The 18,089-nt window shown below is 69.4% G+C and carries 16 protein-coding genes and 1 pseudogene; 4 read left to right on the top strand and 13 right to left on the bottom strand.

The genetic code is table 11. The features are described 5' to 3' along the window. Nucleotides 1-96: 96 nt before the first annotated feature. From ABZS61_RS15985 to ABZS61_RS15950, 8 genes are all read right to left on the bottom strand, one after another. Nucleotides 97-600, bottom strand: a complete 504-nt coding sequence (locus tag ABZS61_RS15985) for an alpha-amylase family glycosyl hydrolase (RefSeq protein WP_356420349.1) — start codon at nucleotides 598-600, stop codon at nucleotides 97-99. Between the two features lie 2 nt (nucleotides 601-602). Continuing rightward, nucleotides 603-1,601, bottom strand: coding sequence for a TIGR03885 family FMN-dependent LLM class oxidoreductase (locus ABZS61_RS15980; protein WP_356420346.1), 999 nt, complete (start codon nucleotides 1,599-1,601; stop codon nucleotides 603-605). Nucleotides 1,602-1,657: 56 nt separating this feature from the next. Continuing rightward, nucleotides 1,658-3,358, bottom strand: a complete 1,701-nt coding sequence (locus ABZS61_RS15975; RefSeq protein WP_356420343.1) for an alpha-glucosidase — start codon at nucleotides 3,356-3,358, stop codon at nucleotides 1,658-1,660. Between the two features lie 317 nt (nucleotides 3,359-3,675). Next, nucleotides 3,676-4,017: a hypothetical protein gene (locus tag ABZS61_RS15970; protein WP_356420340.1), complete on the bottom strand. Its 342-nt coding sequence runs from the start codon at nucleotides 4,015-4,017 to the stop codon at nucleotides 3,676-3,678. A 210-nt stretch (nucleotides 4,018-4,227) separates the two neighbouring features. After that, nucleotides 4,228-4,500 carry a DUF3253 domain-containing protein gene (locus ABZS61_RS15965; RefSeq protein WP_356420337.1) on the bottom strand — a complete coding sequence of 91 codons (273 nt, stop codon included), beginning with the start codon at nucleotides 4,498-4,500 and terminating at the stop codon, nucleotides 4,228-4,230. A 205-nt stretch (nucleotides 4,501-4,705) separates the two neighbouring features. Next, complete coding sequence (locus tag ABZS61_RS15960) at nucleotides 4,706-4,921, bottom strand: hypothetical protein (protein ID WP_356420334.1); 216 nt, start codon at nucleotides 4,919-4,921, stop codon at nucleotides 4,706-4,708. Nucleotides 4,922-5,394: 473 nt separating this feature from the next. After that, nucleotides 5,395-6,657, bottom strand: a complete 1,263-nt coding sequence (locus ABZS61_RS15955) for a DUF6357 family protein (RefSeq protein ID WP_356421107.1) — start codon at nucleotides 6,655-6,657, stop codon at nucleotides 5,395-5,397. Between the two features lie 301 nt (nucleotides 6,658-6,958). Further along, the gene (locus tag ABZS61_RS15950; RefSeq protein WP_356420331.1) at nucleotides 6,959-7,612 is read right to left on the bottom strand and encodes a DUF6357 family protein; all 654 of its coding nucleotides are present in this window, start codon (nucleotides 7,610-7,612) and stop codon (nucleotides 6,959-6,961) included. A gap of 406 nt (nucleotides 7,613-8,018) precedes the next feature. Here ABZS61_RS15950 and ABZS61_RS15945 point away from each other — a divergent pair, with 406 nt between their 5' ends. Then, on the top strand, nucleotides 8,019-8,189 hold the full coding sequence (locus ABZS61_RS15945; RefSeq protein ID WP_356420328.1) for a hypothetical protein: 171 nt from the start codon (nucleotides 8,019-8,021) through the stop codon (nucleotides 8,187-8,189). Between the two features lie 49 nt (nucleotides 8,190-8,238). Here the strand turns inward: ABZS61_RS15945 and ABZS61_RS15940 are convergent, their stop codons facing one another. Both ABZS61_RS15940 and ABZS61_RS15935 read right to left on the bottom strand, forming a co-directional pair. Further along, nucleotides 8,239-8,520 carry a hypothetical protein gene (locus ABZS61_RS15940; protein WP_356420325.1) on the bottom strand — a complete coding sequence of 94 codons (282 nt, stop codon included), beginning with the start codon at nucleotides 8,518-8,520 and terminating at the stop codon, nucleotides 8,239-8,241. 149 nt (nucleotides 8,521-8,669) lie between these two features. Beyond that, nucleotides 8,670-9,089: a TOBE domain-containing protein gene (locus ABZS61_RS15935; RefSeq protein ID WP_356420322.1), complete on the bottom strand. Its 420-nt coding sequence runs from the start codon at nucleotides 9,087-9,089 to the stop codon at nucleotides 8,670-8,672. Nucleotides 9,090-9,329: 240 nt separating this feature from the next. Here ABZS61_RS15935 and ABZS61_RS15930 point away from each other — a divergent pair, with 240 nt between their 5' ends. From ABZS61_RS15930 to ABZS61_RS15920, 3 genes are all read left to right on the top strand, one after another. Then, the gene (locus tag ABZS61_RS15930; protein WP_356420319.1) at nucleotides 9,330-9,725 is read left to right on the top strand and encodes a helix-turn-helix transcriptional regulator; all 396 of its coding nucleotides are present in this window, start codon (nucleotides 9,330-9,332) and stop codon (nucleotides 9,723-9,725) included. A gap of 96 nt (nucleotides 9,726-9,821) precedes the next feature. Then, nucleotides 9,822-10,631, top strand: coding sequence for a molybdate ABC transporter substrate-binding protein (modA, locus tag ABZS61_RS15925; protein ID WP_356420316.1), 810 nt, complete (start codon nucleotides 9,822-9,824; stop codon nucleotides 10,629-10,631). An 82-nt stretch (nucleotides 10,632-10,713) separates the two neighbouring features. Then, entirely contained in the window at nucleotides 10,714-12,657 is a 1,944-nt protein-coding gene (locus tag ABZS61_RS15920) for an ABC transporter permease (protein WP_356420313.1), read from the top strand. A gap of 66 nt (nucleotides 12,658-12,723) precedes the next feature. Here ABZS61_RS15920 and ABZS61_RS15915 read toward each other — a convergent pair whose 3' ends face one another. The 3 genes and pseudogenes from ABZS61_RS15915 to ABZS61_RS15905 form a co-directional block, all read right to left on the bottom strand. Further along, on the bottom strand, nucleotides 12,724-16,776 hold the full coding sequence (locus ABZS61_RS15915; protein WP_356421104.1) for a bifunctional nitrate reductase/sulfite reductase flavoprotein subunit alpha: 4,053 nt from the start codon (nucleotides 16,774-16,776) through the stop codon (nucleotides 12,724-12,726). 295 nt (nucleotides 16,777-17,071) lie between these two features. Next, nucleotides 17,072-17,863 (bottom strand): ABC transporter permease, encoded by a 792-nt coding sequence (locus tag ABZS61_RS15910; protein WP_356420310.1) that lies wholly within the window; start codon nucleotides 17,861-17,863, stop codon nucleotides 17,072-17,074. After that, a pseudogene (locus tag ABZS61_RS15905) lies at nucleotides 17,860-18,089 on the bottom strand (ABC transporter); the annotation flags it as partial. The pseudogene ABZS61_RS15905 and the gene ABZS61_RS15910, both read right to left, overlap by 4 nt.

The following is an 18,089-nucleotide window of genomic DNA, read 5'->3' as shown; positions in this document are numbered from 1 at the left end:
GAATCCCGACAGTCCGAGCTGCGTCCAGAAGCCCATGATGCGCGCTATCTCGTCACGGACCGCCGGGTTGGCGACGTTGAGGTCGGGCTGCTGCTTCTAGAACCGGTGCAGGTAGTACTGCTCGGTGGTCTCGTCGTACTCCCACACGCTCTTCTCGACGTCGGGGAAGACCACACCCTCGGGGCCGTCCTCCGGCGGGCTGTCGCACCAGACGTACCAGTCGCGGTACTTCGACGTGCGGCTGGAGCGGGCGTCCTGGAACCACGGATGGTGGTCGGAGGTGTGGTTGACGACCAGGTCGGCGATGACCCGGATGCCCCGGTCGCGGGCGGTGCGCACGAACTCGGTGAAGTCGCCCAGCGTGCCGAGCCGGGGATCGACGGCGTAGAAGTCGGTGATGTCGTAGCCGTCGTCGCGTTCCCGCGTCGGATAGAACGGCATCAGCCACACGCAGGTGACACCGAGGCGCCCCAGGTGGTCGATGCGCTGGGTCAGGCCCGCGAAGTCTCCGGTGCCGTCGCCGTCGGAGTCCTGGTACGTCTCCACGTCCAGGCAGTAGACGACCGCGTTCTTCCACCACAGGTCGGAGGTACGGGTCATCCTCATCGGACACCCTCCGCGACGACGGCCGGGGGACGGGTGACGTCCAGCTGCGGCAACACCTTCGCGCCGAACGCGTCGATGAAGGCGCTCTGCTCCTTGCCGACGTGGTGCAGCATGACGGCGTCGAAGCCCAGGTCGGCGTACTCCTGGAGCCAGGCCGCGTGCCGGCCGAGGTCGTCGGAGATGTTGACGGACTCCGCGACCCTGTCCGGTGAGACGTGCTCGCTGACGTTGTCGAACAGCTCGGCCGAGTCCAGGTCCCAGCTCGTCGGCGGCCCGTGAACATTGGTGCGCCACTGGTCGTGGGCGAGTTCCTGGGCGGTCCCCGGGTCGGGGGCCCAGCTGAGGTGCACCTGGAGGTGCAGCCGGCCGGCGCCACCCGCCGAACGGTAGGCGTCCACGATCCGGCGCAGCGTCTCGCGCGGCGCGTTGACCGTGATCAGGCCGTCCGCCCACTCCGCGCACCACCGCGCGGTAGCCTCGCTGCACGCGGCTCCCACCAACGGCGGCACCGTCTCCGGGTGCGTCCACAGCCGGGCCCGGTCCACGGTCACCAGCCCGTCGTGGCTCACCTCCTCGCCGCGCAGCAGCGCCCGGATGATGTCGACGCACTCGCGCAGCCGCGCGTTCCGGACGTCCTTGCGCGGCCAACGGTCGCCGGTTATGTGCTCGTTGGACGCCTCACCGCTTCCCAGCGCCGCCCAGAAGCGGCCTGGGTACATCGCGGCGAGGCTGCCGATCGCCTGCGCGACGATCGCCGGGTGGTAGCGCTGGCCCGGGGCGTTCACCACTCCGAAGGGGATCCGGTCGGTGGCCTGGAGCGCCGCGCCGAGCCAGGACCAGGCGAAGCCGGACTCACCCTGCCGGACGCTCCAGGGCGAGAAGTGATCCGAGCACATCGCGGCGGTGAAGCCCGCGCCTTCCGCGCGTACGACCGCTGCCAACAGGTCGGCGGGAGGTACTTGTTCGTGGGAGGCGTGGAATCCGTAGACGGTCATGAGGTCCGCGTACCCGGTCCCGGAGGGATCATCGGTCGCCGTCGCGCCCGCTCGGCTCAGTCGTTGCGCCGGTGCACCCGCGCCTCCCACGGGGCGAGCACGAGGCGGCCGGGCCGCGCGGGGACCGAAGGGCCGTTGCTCATGACGAGTTCGGCGCCGTCCCATCCGGCGGGCATGACGGCGGAGACCGTGTCGCCGGTGAAATTCCCGACGACCAGGAGCACTGTGCGGCCGTGCTGGCGTGTGAACGCGTAGATCCGCTCGTCGTCCGGCAGCAGCATCGTGAAGTCGCCGTGCACGACGGCCGGTTCCTGGTGCCGGAGGGCGATCAGCCGACGGTAGTGGTGGTAGACGGAGCCGGGGTCCGCGAGGGCCGCTTCGGCGTTGACCTCGGTGTGGTCCGGGTTGACGGGGATCCACGGGGTGCCTGTGGTGAACCCCGCATGCGGGGACGCGTCCCACTGCATGGGTGTACGGGCGTTGTCGCGACCCATCGCCCGTAGTCCCGGCAGGACGTCTTCGGGTTGCGCCCCCGCACGCAGCGCCTCCGTGTAGTGGTTCAGGGACTCGATGTCCCTGAAGTCCTCGATGGTGCGCAGAGGCGCGTTGGCCATGCCGAGTTCCTCGCCCTGATAGACGTACGGCGTGCCCCGGTGCAGGTGGAGCACGGTCGCGAGCATCGTCGCGGACCGGGTCCGGTGGCTCGGTCCGTCGTCACCGAACCGGGAGACCACCCGGGGCTGGTCGTGGTTGTTCCAGTACAGGCTGTTCCACCCGACGTCGGCGAGGCCGGACTGCCAGCGGCCGAGCGAGGCCTTGAGGTCGGTGAGCCGCAGCGGGCGGGGATCGAACTTGCCCCGCCCGTGGTCGAGCCCTACGTGCTCGAACTGGAAGACCATGTCGAGCTCGGCACGCGCCGGGTCGGTGAACAGGCGGGCCTGCTCGACCGTCACCCCGGGCATCTCCCCGACGGTCAGCAGCCGGCCCGGGTACCGGGCGATCACCTCGCGGTGCATCTCCTGGAGGTAGTCGTGTACGCGGGGTCCGCAGACGAAGTAGGGCGAGCCGTCACCGTACGGCCCCTGTTCGTGCACCTCGCCGTCGGGGAGGGCGGGGTCCTTGGAGATGAGGTTGACGACGTCCATCCGGAAGCCGTCCACGCCCCGGTCCAGCCACCAGCGCATCATCGCGTACACGGCCCGACGCATCCGGGGGTTCTCCCAGTTGAGGTCGGGCTGCTTCGGCGAGAAGAGATGGAGGTAGTACGCGTCGCTCGCCGCGTCCAGCTCCCAGGCGGCACCGGAGAAGAAGGAGCCCCAGTTGTTGGGTTCGCGTCCCTCACGTGGCGGACGCCACCAGTACCAGTCGCGCTTCGGGCTCGCCGGGTCGCGTGACTCCTGGAACCACGGATGCTCGTCGGAGGTGTGGTTGACGACCAGGTCCATGACGAGTTTCATCCCGCGCTCGTGCACGGCGCCCACCAGCCGGTCGAAGGCCGCCAGGTCACCGAAGACGGGGTCGATGTCCTGGTAGTCGCTGATGTCGTACCCGTTGTCGGCCTGCGGGGACGGGTTGACGGGCGACAGCCAGAGCACGTCGACGCCGAGCCCGGACAGATGGTCCAGGCGTCCGGTGAGGCCGTCCAGGTCGCCGACGCCGTCACCGTCGGAGTCGGCGAAGCTGCGCGGATAGACCTGGTAGACCACCGCGGACCGCCACCACGCGTCCTCGGCGTGCCCTATGTCGTCGGCTGCCATCGGTGGACTCCTCTCGCCCGGTGTGGGGAACGTGAGTCTCCTTCCCCGGGGGCTGAGGTCATACCGCTCAGGGCGGTATAGCCGGCCGGGCGCCCCGGCTCCCCCTGGACGGACCGACCCGCTGGGGCCCGTCCCTGCGCGCACCGGCCTGCGCCTTCGCGGCGAACTCCCGCGCGAGGTATGTCGGACCTCGCCCCTCAGCGGTCCCGTACCGAAGGGCACAGCGGTCCGCTTCGAATTGGCAGGGGTCCAGGGACCTGATCACTCCGTGCGCCACGAGCCGGAGCCTCGTACCACGCCCAAGGAGACAACCCGCCTCACGGTGCGCGCCCGCCCTCCTCCCGCTCAGCCTGGTCGAGCTCGTGGAGCCCCCTCTCCCAGCGCAGACGGCGAACCTCGGCAGACTGCTCCCACCAGGGATCACCCCGCTCACCGAGCGCCACCTTCGCGGTGTTCACGCGTTTCCGCGCCCGGCCCTCAGCCTTCGCGTCAGCGGCGCGGCGTGCGGCAGCCACCCCGCGGCGCGCCGCCATCAGATGATGCCGTAGGCGGGAGGCGACGTCCTCGGGGATCTCCGGATCCGTCGCACGCCATCGGCGGTGGTCGACGACCACGTATCTGCCGTCCGAAGTCCGCTCCGGGTCCGCAGGAGGGTTCATCCGGTCGATGCTGTCCTGCGGCTCGGACGGACGACATCAGGACACGCGGTCGACCGCGATTTTCCCCCAGGTCCAGGACGCCTCGTCCTTGATTCTCCGCGCGTGTCCGTGAGTTTCGGCGCGTACGCGATTCGCCCGCTTTCCTGAGCCGGAGGTCAGGGGCGCCTCGTGGCACCCGTCCGGCTGGGTGCCACACGAGCGGGACGGACCTCAGCGGGCGCGACGGATGCGGATCGGGCCGCGGACCTTCGAGGGCTCGACGGGGTCACCACCCTGGGAGATCTCCACCTCACCGGCCTCGACCAGCCGGTGGGCCGCGCGACGTGTCGGCTCCATCAGCGCGCGCCAGCCGTCGCCCTCCCCTTCGTACACCGCTCGTGCGGCGTCGGAGGGGCAGATCGTGGCTTTCGGGTCACGCCGCTCCAACAGCTCCAGAATGGTCCGTTCCAAGCGTCGGTCCATCTGCCGCTCGTCGTCCTCCACTCCCCCAGTGTCGCACCCTGGAGCGAACGGCCGGAGGCTGTACTCGCGCACGCGCACCCGCTGCCGCCCTTGAAGCGTTGGCTGTACCCTCCCCCCGCGCCAGGCTGACGGACTGCGCCAAAAGCTGTGGCCTTCCGGCCGCCGAAGTCGAGGACGAGCGAGCCGGCGGCTTGCCCGGCAGGCCCGCAGCCCTCATCGCGTGTTGTCAGTCGTTTTCGCCCAGGACGACTCCGTACCCGTCGTCGTAGCCGTTGTCCTCCAACAGGAGTGACATGGTGGCGCGTTCACCGGTGAAGCGGACGTCGACGATGCTCTCCTTCTCTCCCAGAAGGGAGTGGGCCGTGACCGGGTGCTGGGCGGCCTTGCTCCAGCGGGTCACCCAGCGTTTCGCGTCGTCCTTCGAGCCTCCGCCTTCCGCCACGAGATCGGCCAGGCCGTCGGCGTCCCGGGCCTTGAGCCGCGCCAGGACCTGTTCCGCGATGGAGAGGCTGCCGGGGGTGGGGCGGCCGGTGACCGCGATGTCGAGTTCGGACGAACCGTTCCCGACGCGATCGGGCGTCTTGTCCGTGGTCGTGGCGGGCGTACGTTTCGCGGCGGGCGGTCAGATCAGGCAGCTGCTCGGCGAGCAGGTCCCGGAACATGGCGCCGTTCGAGCTGCTCGCGGTGGCCTGCTTCGATAGTCGTACAGGTGCCCTTGAGGACACACGCGGGTGCGTGCTGCCACGAACGGCCCGTTCTGGAGCCCCGCTGTCGGCCGATAACCGGCCGCAGCTCCCCACCGGGTTCCGGTCACGATGCGGCCGGATCAGATGGCTGCGCCGGCCGGCGCGCGGGCTCCCGTCCCCGCACCTTCGCAGGTCTTTCCGACGGCGCGTGCGCGGGATCAAGCTGGAACTACTTGGCGTCGCGCCGCCTGCGCGCGCGCTCGAACTCAGCGTTGTCCGACATCCAAGGGCCGTACTGTTCGAGTGCGGCGCAGCCGCCGCGGACGAAGGTGCTCACCAGGTTCCGGTACCCGCGGATCCCGTCGACCAGGCTGTACTCGACCCAGTACTCCGGATCCGACCCGCCTTCACCCTCGCGCACCGTCGTGACCCGGGCGATGGAGTCCGCGTAGAAGTGGAGCTGGATCCCTTCGCCCATCTCCTCGTCCTCGATGGTGAAGACTTCATTGTCCCCGGCAAAGCGATCGGCGACGAACTCCCAGAACTCCGCGGTGGCAGTGCGGGGATTCCCCTGGAACCACTTCTTCTCGACGCCCTTGTCGTCGGTGAACGACAGGATGGTCTTCCTCGCACTCTCGCCGAAGTCGGCGCGGTCGCCGGCAGCCCCCTCGTCATCGTCCATGGGTGTGTTCCTGGAGCGGGCCGCGGCCTCCGAGCACATCAGGAAACTCACGGTACGCACCGCGTCATCGACGAGTTCAGGGTGTGCACGGCGCACGGCCGCATCGACCGTCGTAGTCATCCGATCCCAGTCGCGCTTGTCCGTGGCGCGCTTTCCCCGTCGCGGATCGCGGCTGATCCACATCCCGGCGCACGCCTGCTCCGCGGTGGTGATCACACCCATGACCTCGGGCAGCAGCGCGGGGGCGACGGCATCGGGCATCCGCTTCGGAATCGTCGCACCGTGCAGGTACTGGCCCGTGTACTTCAGTATCGCGGCGTCGAGTGGACCGAGTACTGTTCCGCGCTCGGCGCGACGGCGGTTCGCGCGGTACTCCTGAGCTCTTTTCCCGTCGGACGTCTCCGTCGCCGCGCGCATCGCCGCGCAGACCTGACCGCGCTCGAGCAGATCGATGTCGGCCCCATGCGCGATGAGCCGAGCCTTGTCCCACCGGATGTTCTTCAAGAGCGCGTCGACGTCCGCGGGTGCGGAGAGGAGGATCGGGTCCAGGAGCGCGACGGCAGCGTTCTCGTCGAGCCGGCCCCGGGTTCCGGCAGCATCGCACAGCGGAAGGACCGCACTCCACAGCAGCAGGTGTCTGGCCAGGTCCTCCCGGATCACCGCAAGATGGGCTTCCCCGATCGAGAATGTGAACGTGCGAGGCTCGTGGTTGGCGTCGGCACCGGCCCCGAGCATCAGCTTCAGCGCACCGTCCTCGCGGATCACCTTGGGCATCCAGCCGCTCTCGCGCGTGAAAACGATGTCTCTCACGGACTTGGTCTTCTTCATCGGACGAGACTAGCGAGTCCTCTCTGCACCGATCTGACCGGCCGCTTTCGTGTACACCTACGCCGCCGGATCGAGCAGGCTCGCCATGGTCGAGGAAGTCGTTGAACCAATCTCGTCGGGAAGCGACCAGCTGGGGATCGCTGACGACGCACCGCCGGAGGAATACGGCAGAGCTTCACCGGTCGACTCCCGGGCGAGTCTCTTCCGGAACGGCCGGCTGGACCCGGTTGGCCTCGGGCCCACGGCGAGCATCACCGCGATGGTGCGGCCCCGTCCCTCTGTTTCATGACCATCGTTCGAATTCGGCGTCCAGGCGCTTGTCGGTGCACACCCAGACTTCGCCTTCGGCGGCCTCGGCCGGGGCGTCGACCCGTTCGATGCCGAGGAATTCGAGCAACTTGAGCAGTTCGGCTCGTTCCGCTCGGTCATCGTCGACATCATGTGAGTCGAAGAAGACGTAGTACTGGTTGCTCGGGTCCACGATGCCCGAATTTGCCCAGATCCGAGCGACTTCTTCGATTGCCGCGGGTTCGGTCGTGATCGTGGCGGCGCGGGTAGCACCGCGAGCCTCCGGTGATGCGTCGAGGTCGGCAAGGTCCGAGAACCATTGGCCGAAGTGGTCGAGGCCCTCATATCCGTTCTCGAAGAACAGCATCGCGCTCGGCAGGTAGCGATTGACCCTGTCGACCTTGAGGTATTCGCACCGGGACCGGTCCGCCACGTCCATCCGGGCGATCACCCCTTGACCGGGCATGAGTACCAGGCGTTGGCCCGCCGGTTCATCTTGGATGGTGTAGCTGTCGGAGTCTCGGTCCCGGAAGAATGCCGAGAATGCGACGTAGGCTTCCTGAGGGTCGCCCACGGAGACCTGCTGGTCGTTGCCGTCACCGACAACGAAGACAAATTGTTTCGGTCCGGGGCTGTACGGGCGAGCCATGAGTGTCCTTCGTTCACATGTGATATCTCCGCCAGCGTAGACGCACCGGAAGTGGTCGGACCTTCCGTTCGTAGCCGACGCCGCGTCAGAAGAACTGGCAGATTCGTGAGTCAGCCGGCGCGTACTACTCGCCCGACGGCGAGCGCATCCTCGAAGTCGCGGCCCGGCTGCTTCCTCGCGCCGGACATCGTGGATCGTCCAGAACGTCATCGGCATCCCGCAGGCCGGCGCGGCGTAGACCGAGGGTGTACGGCGGCTGGGAGCCGCGTTCACGGACCTCGGCCCGAGGAATACGTGTGGCGTGACCATTTCGACGTGCACACTTATGCCCGATATTGCACCTTTCGTACGCAGGTGCGAATCTGGTAGTGGCCCATCCTTTCGGACGCTGGCAGGAGGCACGATCGTGAGCAAGAAGCAGAGCCGCCAGAACCGCGGCGCTCGCAGCGGCGGCCATGAGCGCAGCGCCGTCTCCGCGGAGACGAAGGAACAGACGCCGACGGCGACGCCCGACGCGGCGCGTGCGATCGGGGAGACCGTTTCGCACAAGAAGGAGCGGAAGTTCGGGCACAACTGATCAGCGGCCTTCGGGCCGATCACTCTGCGGCCAGGAGAAATCCGGGCCGTCAGTACGTGCGTGGTGACATCATCCGGGGTTCGGCGTCCGGCGCCTCAAGGAGGCAGCTGGGAACGTCGGGCCCCGGCTTCACGCGTACGGTGGCCGACTCCGGGGGGTCGGTCGGGAGTTCCACGTGCACAACGATGGGGTGGTCGCCGTGCGCGGTCACGGAACCCGTCTCCTTGCCGTCGACCAGTACCTCCACCAGTACGGTACGGCCGCCCGTCTCGACAGTCGCAGTGACCGAGTGGCCCGCATGGTCGGTATGGAAATGATGGCGCTGCCTCATGGAAGTGCCCTTCTGCTGGAAGTGCCCTTCTGCGGCGCTCTTCACGAGGCTGCGCCGCCTCATCAAGCGTAGCCGCGTCAATCGGGTCGCGCCGTGAACAGGGCCGACTGGTAGAGGCGGCGGGCGACTCGGGGCGGCCTGCCCGGAGATCACACGGCTGCCAGAGAGATCTCGGTCGACTTGATCAGGGCGACCACGGGCATTCCGGGGGCGAGGCCGAGATCGGTCACCGCGTCCTCGGTGATCGCCGAGGTGAGCTCGCCGCCCTCGACGGACACCTTGACGCGGGCCATGGCGCCGCCGGTCGCGACGTCGGTGATGGTGCCGGGGATCTGGTTGCGGATGCTCAGCCCTGCGACGGCGCCGGCGGCCAGGGACACCTCGGTGGACTTGACCAACGTGCGGACCGCAGTCCCTTCCGTGAGGCCGAGTTCCCGGACGGCCTCGAGCGTGATCGCGGCCGTGACCTCCTGGCCGCCCGCCAGCCGGACCTTCACGATGGCCATGACCGCACCTGCGGTGACGGCGGTGACCGTGCCGGGGATCTGGTTACGGATGCTCAGGCTCATGACGTGGCGCCTCTGATTCGTCGTATTCACTATGAAATGCCTGATATTTCCTTGTCTGTGATTTCACTGTAGACACCCTCGGCGCGGGTGCGCGGCCACCCGCCGCAGGCGTTGGCGTCCACCCCTTTGACCGGATCGGCCCCATAAATTGTCGGACCATCCTCCAGGCCGCACGCATCTGCCATGAAGGTTCGCATCATGCTTTGTAAATGCGAGCCAGATTCATCTAATCTGTCGCACATGCAGTCCTACACCATCGGTCAGGCAGCACGTCTGCTCGGCGTCAGTCCCGACACCGCCCGCCGCTGGGCGGATGCCGGCCGGGTCGCGACCCACCGCGAGGAGAGCGGGCGCCGTCTCATCGACGGCCGGGACCTGGCCGCGTTCGCCATCGAGGTCGCCCAGGGTGGCGTCGGTGAGGACGAGACGTCCTACACCTCTGCCCGCAATGCCTTTCCCGGCATCGTGACCGCCGTAAGACTCGGCGACGTCGCAGCCCAGGTGGACATCCAGGCCGGCCCGCACAGGCTCGTCTCGCTCCTGACCCGGGAAGCGGTCGAGGAACTGGGGCTGGAGGTCGGCATGCAGGCCACCGCCCGCGTCAAGTCGACCAGCGTGCACATCGACCGCACCTGATCCGCTGGTCCGTGCTGCACCCAGCGGCGTCGCCGTCCCTGACGCGGCTCACACCACCCGCCCGGGCCCACCGCGTCCCCAAGGAGTCCCACCCTCATGACCTTCACCCCCACCGGCCGCCGGACCGCGGCAGCGATCCTCGCAGCGGCTCTCCTCGTGCCGCTGGCCGCATGTGGCAGCGACGACACCGGGAAGGACTCGGGCGACAAGGCCGCCGCCTCCGGGGCTCCGAAAGCCGATCTGACGGTTCTGGCCGCCTCCTCGCTCACCGATGTCTTCAAGACCGCCGGTGCCGTGTACGAGAAGGAGCACCCCGGAACCGAGGTGACGTTCTCCTTCGCCGGCTCGCAGGAGCTCGCCGCCCAGGTCAAGCAGGGCGCACCCGCCGATGCCCTGGTCACGGCGGACACGAGGACGATGGACGGTCTGAAGTCGGACACCGGAGCACCGACCGTCATCGCGAAGAACCGTCTGGTGATCGCCACGGGCAAGGGCAATCCGGAGAAGGTCGAGAGTCTCGGGGACCTCGCCGACCCGAAGTTGAAGGTGGTGCTCGCGGCCCCCGAGGTTCCGGTCGGGCGCTACAGCAAGCAGATCCTGGACGCACAGAGGATCGTGGTGAAGCCGGTCTCCCAGGAACCCAACGTCCGCGCCGTCCTCAGCAAGGTCGGGCTCGGCGAGGCGGATGCCGGTCTGGTGTACAGGACGGACGCCGCCACGGCCACCGACAAGGTCGATGCCATCGACATCCCGGACGCCCAGAACGCCCAGAACGCCGTCGCCTCCTATCCTGCGGCGACGCTGAAGACCTCCAGGAACAGCGAGGCCGCGGCCGCGTTCGTGACGTGGCTGTCCACGCCCGAGGCTCAGAAGATCCTCGCCGCCGCCGGATTCCAGCAGCCGTAGCCGGCCACCACTCTCCCCTGCGGGCAGCCCGGTTCGGGGGGCGGGCCCGCCCGCAGGGCACTCACAGCATCGGGGACCTTCGATGAGACGCCTTCGCCGCCGCGCAACCGGCCCCCGCGCGCCGATCGCCCTGGTGATCCCCGCGCTGCTGGCCATCGGCTTCCTGCTGCTGCCATTGGTCGGGATTCTCGCCCGCACCTCCTGGCACGACCTGGGCGCTCATCTGACCAGCCCCGAGCCGACCGAAGCGCTGACGTTGTCCTTGATCGTTTCCGCCTGGGCACTGGGCCTTTCCGTCGTCCTCGGTGTCCCGCTCGCCTGGCTGCTGGCCCGCGTCGACTTCCCCGGCAAGGCGTTCGTCCGCTCGCTCGTCCTCCTGCCGATGGTGCTGCCGCCCACGGTCGGCGGTGTCGCACTCCTCCTGGCCTTCGGCCGGCGCGGGCTGCTGGGGCCCTGGATGGAGGACACGTTCGGACTCACCCTGCCGTTCCACACCTCCGGCGCCGTCCTCGCAGCGACCTTCGTCGCGATGCCGTTCCTGATCATCAGCCTCGAAGGGGCCCTCGGCGGACTCCGTCCCCGCTACGAGGAGACCGCAGCCTCCCTGGGGGCCTCGCCGGTACGGGTGTTCTTCACCGTCACCCTGCCCATGGTCGCCCCCGGGCTCGCCGCGGGAGCGGCGCTGACCTGGGCGAGGGCCCTGGGTGAGTTCGGCGCGACCATCACCTTCGCCGGGAACCTCCCCGGCACCACGCAGACCCTGCCGCTCCAGGTCTATCTGCTGCTCCAGGACAACCCGGAGGCCGCCACCTCGGTCTCGCTGCTTCTGCTGGCCATCGCCATGGTCGTGCTCATCGCCCTGCGCGGACGCTGGACAGGCACCCCGAGTGCGGCCCCGGCACAGCCGCGGACTCCGGCGGCGGAATCGACTCCCGCCCCTCGGGGGGACGCGCATGCCACGCCGGAGGACGCGCCCGCCGGTACCGGTGAGAGCTGGCCGCTCCGGACCACAGTCACCGGCTTCAACGACCTCACCCTCGACGCGGACGCCGGAACCACCATCGCCGTCGTCGGCCCCAACGGCGCGGGCAAGACCACACTGCTGCGCGCACTCCTGGGCCTCACCCCGCGCGCCCACGCCGAGATCCGGCTGGGCGACACCGATGTCACCGCGCTGCCGCCGCACCGCAGGGGTGTGGCCTGGGTCCCGCAGGACGGTGCCCTCTTTCCCCATATGAACGCGCTGGCCAACACCGCGTACGGGCTCCGCGCCCACGGTGTGGCGCGCGCCGAAGCCCGGCACAGCGCCCAGCAGTGGCTGGACCGCCTCGGCGTGGGTCATCTCGCACACCGCAGACCGGCTCAGATCTCCGGAGGCCAGGCGCAGCGTGTCGCGCTCGCCCGGGCCCTGGCCGCCCGCCCTCGGCTGCTCCTGCTCGACGAACCGCTCGCCGCCCTCGACCAGACGACCCGCGCCCATGTCCGGCACACCCTTCGCCGCCACCTCGACAGCTTCGGCGGTGTCTGCCTGATCGTCACCCACGATCCCGTCGAAGCGGTAGCGCTCGCCGACCGGGTCCTCGTCCTCGACGACGGCAGGGCACTGCAGGACGCCCCGCCCGCCGAGGTCACCCGCCATCCCCGCTCCCCCTGGGTCGCCCGGATGCTCGGCCGCAACGCCTGGCCCGGCATCGCCACCGCCGAAGGCATACGACTCACCGGCGGCGGCACCCTCGTGGCTGCGGAGCCGCTACCGCCCGGCACGGACTCCCTCGCGGTCATCGCCCCGGAGGCCGTCGCCGTCCACCGCGACAGGCCGACCGGAAGCCCTCGCAACGTCTGGCCCGGCACCGTACGGGAGATCACCACCAGCGGCAGCCGGCTGCGTGTCCTGATCACGTCGGACCAGGCGCCGGATCTCGTCGCCGAGATCACCCCGCAGGCAGTGGCCGACCTGAGCCTCACCGAGGGGACTCCCGTCTGGACCAGCGTCAAGGCCACGGAGGTAACCGTCGTCGCCCTCTGAGCCGATCCCGTCGGACACGAACCGGGTGAAGGATTCACCGGCGAGTGCCTGCTCCGCCGACGCCGGTCAGTAGACGTCGCGGACGTACCGTTTGTCGGCGGCGAGCTGCTTGACGTACAGGGCCGCGCCCGTGTGATCGAGGCCGCCGTGTGTGACGGCGATGTCGCGCAGCGCCTGGTCGACGTCCTTGGCCATGCGCGCGGCGTCTCCGCAGACGTAGAAGTGCGCGCCGTCCCGGAGCCAGGACCACAGTTTGGCTCCGTGCTCGCGCATCCGGTCCTGTACGTAGACCTTGGCGCGCTGGTCGCGCGAGAAGGCGGTGTCCAGGCGCGTGAGGGTGCCGTCGGCGAGGAAGGCCGTCAGCTCCTCCTCGTAGTAGAAGTCGGTGGCACGGTGCTGTTCGCCGAAGAAGAGCCAGTTGGGGCCGCGGTGGCGGTGTGCGCGGCGTTCCTCCAGGAAGCCCATGAACGGAGCCACTCCGGTACCTGGGCCGACCATCACCATCGGGGTGTCGGAACCGGCGGGTGGCCGGAAGTGCGGGGCGCGCCGGACGAAGACCGATACCGGGGCGCCGGGGGCGGCATCTGCGAGGAAGGGCGAGCACACCCCGTTGCGGGGACGGCCGTGGAGGTTCTCGTACCGGACGACGGAGACGGTCACGGACACCTGGTGCGGGTCGGTGAGCGGACTGGACGATATCGAGTACAGGCGGGGCTGCAGCCGTTTGAGGATGCCGGCCCACTCCTGCGGTGTGGCGCGGACGGGGTACTCGGCGAGGACGTCCACGGCTTGACGGCCCCAGGACCAGCGGGCGAGTTCGCCCTTGTTGTCGGGACGCAGCATCTTCTTCAGGGCCCGGTCGCCCGTGCGCTCGGTGATGAAGCCCAGCAGGGCCGGAGTGAGCCGGGTGATGTCCAGGTGCCGGTGCAGTGCGTCGGCCAGCCGGACCTCGCCGAGGCCGGCGACGTCGATGGCGGAGGCGGCGTCCAGACCGGTGACGGCCAGCCATTCGGCCACCAGATCGATGCTGTTGACGGGGTGTACGCCGAGGGCGTCACCGGCCTCGTGGACGAGAGGGGAATCGGCGTCCCGGGTGTCGAAGGTGAACCGGCGGACCTCCTTGGCCGCGCCGGGGAGGCTGAGGAGCCGGTTGCCGGCCAGCCGGGCCGTGGCCGGTGCGGGCTTGGCGCTGCGCACGGGCGTGGCGGCGGGGGCGGCAGGGGCGGGTGACGCGGCGGTCGCCGGCTGTGCGGTGAGGCCCGTCAGAACCTGGTCCAGCCATGTGCGGGCGGAGGGCTCGTAGTCGGGTTCGCAGTCGGTGCGCGGGGCGAGGCGCACGGCGCCCAGCTCGTCGAGGCGCTGGTCCAGACGCCGGCCGTGCCCGCAGAAGTCGTCGTACGAGGAGTCGCCGAAGGCCAGCACCGCGTACCGTCTGCCGTCCAGGGGCGGTGGGTCGGCAGCGGTCAGGGCCTCCCAGAATCCGGAGCCGTTGTCGGGCGCGTCACCGTCGCCGAAGGTGCTGGTGATCAGCAGGAGGTCGGCCGCGGGCGGGAGGGCACGCGGATCCGCCTCGTCCATGCCGACGAGCTGGGCCCGGTGACCGGTTTCGGCGAGCCGGGATGCGGCGGCCGCGGCGAACTCTTCGGCGTTTCCGGTCTGCGAGGCCCACAGCACGACCACGTCACGGCCCGGCGGGGCCTGCGCCGCCGGTTCGTTCTCGGGCTGCGCGGCACGCGAGTACATGCCGGCGAGCACCCCGTTCACCCATCGCGCGTGCTCCGCGGTGAACGGCGCACCGGCCGGGAGCACCGGGACACCGGGCATGCCCGTCGGCAGCCCGGCGAGGAATCCGACCAGGTACTGGCGTTCGTGCTCGGCGAGTACGGGCGGCGGGGTGTCCTCCAGCCCGAACACGGCTGCGGCGCCCGGCCGGTGGGCGGTCGGCACGACCACGACCGGGTCGGCGGCGGGGGCTGCGGGTGCCGGAAAGATGCTGACAGCGGTGGCTACCTTCGTGAGGGTCACCGCGCACATCTTGAACTCGGGCTGGAAGGAGATCGGGTCCACTGCGTCGCTGGTCACCGCGTTGACACTCAGGTACTCGCCGAACAGGTCGTTCCAGTGGAACGGCGCGAAGGAGCAGCCCGGCCGCACCCGGTCGGTCACCACGGCGGGCAGTACGGCCCGGCCGCGCCGGGAGGCGACCTCGACGGAGTCCCCCTCCTCTATCCCGAGCCGGCTCGCGTCCTCGGGGTGCAGCTCGACGAACGGCGCCGGATCGAGCCTGTTGAGCTTGGCGACCTTGCCGGTCTTGGTGAGGGTGTGCCACTGGTGCTGCAGACGCCCGGTGTTGAGGACGAACGGATAGTCGTCGTCCGGCATTTCGGCAGCCGGAACGTGCGGACGGGCGAAGAAGACGGCCCGTCCGCTCGCTGTCGGGAACACCGGGCCACCGTCCTCGGCGAGGTAGCGGATCGGGTTGCGATCGGGGCCGTCGGCCGTCGGTGCGGGCCACTGGACGGACGTGGTGCGCAGGCGCTCGTACGTCACGCCCCGCAGGTCGTAGCCGGTCTTCGGATTCGCGGCGCCCTTGATCTCCTCGAAGATCTCCTCCGCGCTGTTGTAGGTGAACGCGTCGGCGTATCCCATCTCGCAGGCGATGCGCGCGATGATCCGCCAGTCAGCGAGCGCCTCACCGGGCGGGTCCACCGCCGTCCGGGCGAGAGTGAGGTTGCGTTCACTGTTGATCAGTACGCCCTCGCTCTCGCTCCACAGTGCGCCGGGCAGCACGATGTCGGCGTAGGCGTTGGTCTCGGTGTCGGCGAACACATCCTGGGTGATGACGAGTTCGGCCATTTCCAGGGCCTCGATGACGGTCCGGCGATTGGCGACCGAGGCGACGGGGTTGGTGCAGATGATCCAGCAGGCTCTGATCTCACCGTCCGCCATCCGCTGGAACAGGTCGACGGTTCCCTTGCCGGACCCGTCCTTGCGCACGGTGCCGGGTTCCAGGCCCCAGAGCCCTTCGACGAAGGCGCGGTCCTCGTCCACGAGCACCGACCGCTGGCCGGGCAGCCCGGGTCCCATGTAGCCCATCTCGCGACCGCCCATGGCGTTGGGCTGGCCGGTGAGGGAGAACGGGCCGCTGCCGGGACGGCAGATCGCACCGGTGGCCAGGTGCAGATTGATCAGTGCGTTGGTGTTCCACGTGCCGTGCGTGGACTGGTTGAGCCCCATGGTCCAGCAGCTCATCCACTCCCCCGCCTCGCCGATCCACTGCGCCGCCCGGCGGATGTCCGCCTCGGGGATGCCCGTGATCCGTGCGACGGTGTCGGGCGCGTAGTCCGCGAGGAATTCCGGCATCGCCTCCCAGCCCTCCGTGCGCCGGTCGATGAACGCGGTGTCCGTGTGCCCGTTCTCGTGGAGAAGGCGCAGCAGGCCGTTGAGGAGGGCCAGGTCCGTTCCGGGTGCGATCTGGAGGAAGAGGTCGGCCTTGTCGGCGGTGGCGGTGCGCCGCGGGTCCACGACGATCAGCTTGGCTCCCGCCTTCACCCGTTCCATCAGGCGCAGGAACAGGATCGGGTGGCAGTCGGCCATGTTGGAGCCGATGACGAGGAAGACGTCCGCCTTCTCGAAGTCCTGGTACGAACCGGGCGGGCCGTCGGCGCCCAGGGAGAGCTTGTAGCCGCTGCCCGCGCTCGCCATGCACAGCCGCGAGTTGGACTCGATCTGGTTGGTCCGCACGAAGCCCTTGGCCAGTTTGTTCGCCAGGTACTGCGCTTCCAGGCTCATCTGCCCGGACACGTAGAAGGCGACAGCATCCGCCCCGTGCTCGTCGATGATCGTCCGTAGCCGTCGTGCCGTGCCGGTGATCGCCTCGTCCACAGCTGTCGGTACGGGCTCGGCGCCGCGCTCGGGACGTATCAGTGCGGTGGTCAGCCGGCCGGGGGCGGCGAGCATGTCGGCCGTCGTCACGCCCTTGGTGCACAGCCGGCCGAAGTTCGCCGGGTGTGCCTTGTCGCCCGAAGCCTTGAGGACCCTGCGGCGACCGTCAGGGCCGGAGGCGATGTCGAGCACCATGCCGCAGCCCACCCCGCAGTACGAGCAGACCGTCCGTATCGGGGAGACGGCTGTCGACGAATCCTGTGGGGGCACCGAAGGGCCTCTCTGTTGGCCGAAGCGTGTCCCCGACGGTACGAAACGCCCATTACGTCGATGTGACCTCGACCGATCATGGGCCGTAACACTCGTCACACATGTGCTGGACCAGCGCTGTGAGGTCCGAGCGGAATCGTGTGCGGAGCCGTGGTGCGGCGGAGAACGCCGACGGGGCGGCGCCCACCGACGGGGTGTCGGGGTGCGCCGCCCTGGGGCGGTACGGGTTGCGGGAGCCGGCCCGCGTGGGTAACGGCGGCTACGTCGGGTCCTGGTTGAACTTCGAGGTCGACCAGACGTAGCCGAGGGCCGCGAGGCCCAGGCACCAGACGACGGCGAGCCATCCGTTGTGGCCGATCTCGGTGCCGAGCAGCAGCCCTCGCAGGGTTTCGATGGCGGGGGTGAAGGGCTGGTACTCGGCGATCGGCCGGAACCAGCCGGGCATGGAGTCGACCGGGGTGAAAGCGCTGGACAGAAGCGGCAGCAGGATCAGTGGCGTCGCGTTGTTGCTGGCCGCTTCGACGTTCGGGCTGACCAGGCCCATACCGACCGCGATCCAGGTGAGCGCCGTGGCGAAGAGCACGAGCAGCCCGAATGCCGCCAGCCACTCCAGGGCGGTCGCGTCCGTGGAGCGGAAGCCGATGGCCACGCCGACGGCGCCCACGAGGACCACGCTCATGACCGACTGGAGCACGCTGCCGACGACGTGCCCGACGAGTACCGAAGGACGGTGGATGGCCATGGTGCGGAAGCGGGCGATGATGCCCTCGGTCATGTCGTTCGAGACGGACACCGCGGTGCCGACCACGGTGGAGCCGATGGTCATCAGCAGGATGCCGGGGACGACATAGGCGATGTACGCGGAGCGGTCCGCCCCGCCGCCGACGATGCCCGAGCTCATCGCGTCGCCGAAGATGTAGACGAAGAGCAGGAGCAGCATGATCGGGGTGAGCAGCAGGTTCAGGGTGAGTGACGGATAGCGCCGGGCGTGCAGGAGGTTGCGGCGCAGCATCGTCGACGAGTCGCGGACGGCGAGGGAAAGGGCGCTCATCGGACAGTCTCCTTGGACTGGTCGGGGATGGTGGTTCCGTCGGTCAGGGCGAAGAACACGTCGTCGAGGTCGGGGGTGTGCACGGTCAGTTCGTCCGCCTCGATGCCGGCGGAGTCCAGCCGGTCGAGGATGGAGCGCAGTTCGCGCTGGCTGCCGTCGCTGGGGATCTGCAGGGACAGTGCCTCGTCGTCGCGGGTGATGTCGTTCAGGGCGGCGGCGGCGGACC

Source organism: Streptomyces sp. NPDC005566, assembly GCF_040605575.1.
Taxonomy (GTDB): domain Bacteria; phylum Actinomycetota; class Actinomycetes; order Streptomycetales; family Streptomycetaceae; genus Streptomyces.
This window is presented reverse-complemented; position numbering and strand designations above follow the sequence as displayed.